The sequence below is a fragment of the Asaia sp. VD9 genome (assembly GCF_037150015.1).
Lineage (GTDB): Bacteria > Pseudomonadota > Alphaproteobacteria > Acetobacterales > Acetobacteraceae > Asaia.
Genome location: NZ_JBBCQM010000035.1, coordinates 1 through 2,251 on the forward strand (window position 1 = coordinate 1; position 2,251 = coordinate 2,251).

General features: G+C 56.3%; 2 protein-coding genes. Both read left to right on the plus strand.

All coding sequences use genetic code 11. From position 1 onward, the window contains the following. Positions 1–234: 234 nt before the first annotated feature. A complete protein-coding gene (locus tag WFJ47_RS16425; RefSeq protein ID WP_010666725.1) occupies positions 235–885 on the plus strand; it encodes a hypothetical protein in 651 nt (216 codons plus the stop codon). Positions 886–1,224: 339 nt separating this feature from the next. Further along, complete coding sequence (locus WFJ47_RS16430) at positions 1,225–2,109, plus strand: Abi family protein (RefSeq protein WP_007284619.1); 885 nt, start codon at positions 1,225–1,227, stop codon at positions 2,107–2,109. Positions 2,110–2,251: the final 142 nt, after the last annotated feature.

Consider the following 2,251-nt stretch of genomic DNA (forward strand, 5'->3'; position numbering starts at 1 on the left):
GGCGACCGCAGCGCAGCGCAGGGCGGCGGCTGGCTCCGGTGAGTTGGCCGGGAGACAGGTGCAGCGCACCTGGCTCGCGGCCTTACGAACTAGAGCGGAGATCAAGCCCCCGAAAAAACCCGCACGCGCATCGCTGATCTTTGAGGGATAAATCCATTCGTCACGAAAGAATTTCATTGACGAATCAATGATACCCCATTTATCAGAAAGAAATCAGCGAGGAATCAGACCGATATGGCGAATATCTTTGAAGACCCCAAAAAGGCAGCCAGAAAGGCACAACTCTTTGAAGCTGGCATTCATGCGTTAGAGAATGACGGATGGCAGGTCGAGAAAATCCCCGGCTTCGGAAAAGGAAGCGTTCGGAAGATTACAAAAGGCAGCCAGGAACGAATCGTATCAATCAGGACGACGCAGGATCAATGGATTGCGTTTCCGAGGAATGATGCCGGTGATGCCTGGGTCACGTTGTCCGATGTGGATGCGATCGTGGCCGTTTCTGTAGATGACAAGGAAAATCCGCGCTTTGCGCAGGTGCATCTTATTGAAGGTGATGAAATGCGCGCGCGCTTCGACCGGGCATATCAGGCTCGGATCAAGGCCGGACATAGTGTACCGAAAAAGCGGAGAGGGATCTGGATTTCACTCTACGATGAAGAAGCCAGCAGCCCCGTTTCGCGTGTGGGAGCTGGTGCTGGAATAGCTCATAAGCCGATCGCGCGCATACCTCTGGCAGAACCTGGTCTTCCTGCCGAACAGGAAAAGAAGGAGGCCGGTCATGCCGGCACCGATTTGCGGCCACTTTCCATAAGCGATGCGAAGAAAAGTCTGTCGATGTTTCTCGGGGTGCCGGAAGAATCCATCGAGATCATCATACGATCCTAGAGACAAGCGTGTTGCAGTGAGGTCGCTCAATGGCATCGCGCGCCGACGCCGCGATGCGCTTCCGTGGAGCGAACCGCGATATTTAGGACACGCTAGAGGATACACTAAAGGGCACGTCACAGGATACGCACGGAGCGCGGTTTCCGTTTATGCTTGACTCCCGCCGTGTATCAGCTTAAAAGCCCACTTAATATGGCCGTCTCCGCTGTTGTGCTGCGCGCAAGCTCAGGACATCAAGGGACGGCCTTCTTTATTTTTAGGCACATGCGTCCGCCTTATACCAAGCCCCACCTCAGTTTTGCCGATCAAGTTGATCTCCTGATAAACCGGGGCTTGGGAGTGACAGACCGGACCAAGGCGATCCATCACCTTCAGCGCATTGGTTACGGGCGTCTGGCACCGTATTGGGAGCCTTTCGAACAGAACGGCCCCGATCCTCGCGATCCGTCCCGCATCATTCGCACCGACCAGTTCCGACCGGGTGCTGAGTTTCGCCACGCAGTCGATCTTTACCTGTTCGACAAGCAGCTCCGTCTTCTGTTCCTAGACGCAATCGAGCGGATTGAGGTGGCATTGCGCGTGGATCTGGCACACACGCTCGGAAAGCGCGATCCGTGGGCACATCTCTCGCCAGCTTTCCTCGACACGCGCCGAGCGAACACACCATTCCACGACGGCACACGCCACCAGAATTGGCTCGACAAGGCCAATCAGTCGATCCGACGTTCGAAGGAAAGCTGGGTAAAGCAGTTTTTCGACACCTACAGCTCGCCCCTGCCGATCTGGATGGCCGTTGAGACTTGGGATTTCGGCACGCTTTCCTGGCTTCTGTTCATGGCGCACCCACGGGACCGCTTCGCGATCGCGTCACGATACGGTCTGCTTCCCGATACGCTGGTGAGCTGGATCAGGTGTCTTGCGTTCGTCCGCAACATCTGTGCCCATCATTCCCGCTTATGGAACTCGCCGATCATCAATCAGCCCAATGTTCCGAAAGAGCAGGAGGCACCCACAGTCGTTCATATCGGAACGGAAGTCGTGCGGCGAACTCGTGTTTATGGTGCGGCAGCCGTGGCAAGCTGTCTCGTCAAGGAGATCAGCGCCGGCACATCATGGAGCCGCCGGATGAAAGCGCATTGGATCGACTTCCCGACAATGCCTCTTGCAAGGGCCAGCCAGGGCGGCTTTACCGCGCCGTGGGACACGCTTGAGATCTGGACCTAGACCCTTCCATTCTTCTGTACTCGCGGCTGGTTCGGTGCTAGAATCTGGTTATGGGCAGGACCGTCATGAAATCCAGACAGTCGAAAAAATCCGCTGCCTTGCATAAGGCGGCCCAGCTCGCGTTGTTCCCGCTTACGGCACG

Excerpts from the sequence above, each read along its gene's own strand:
- WFJ47_RS16425 (WP_010666725.1), top strand. The coding sequence starts at position 235 with ATGGCGAATATCTTTGAAGACCCCAAAAAGGCAGCCAGAAAGGCACAA.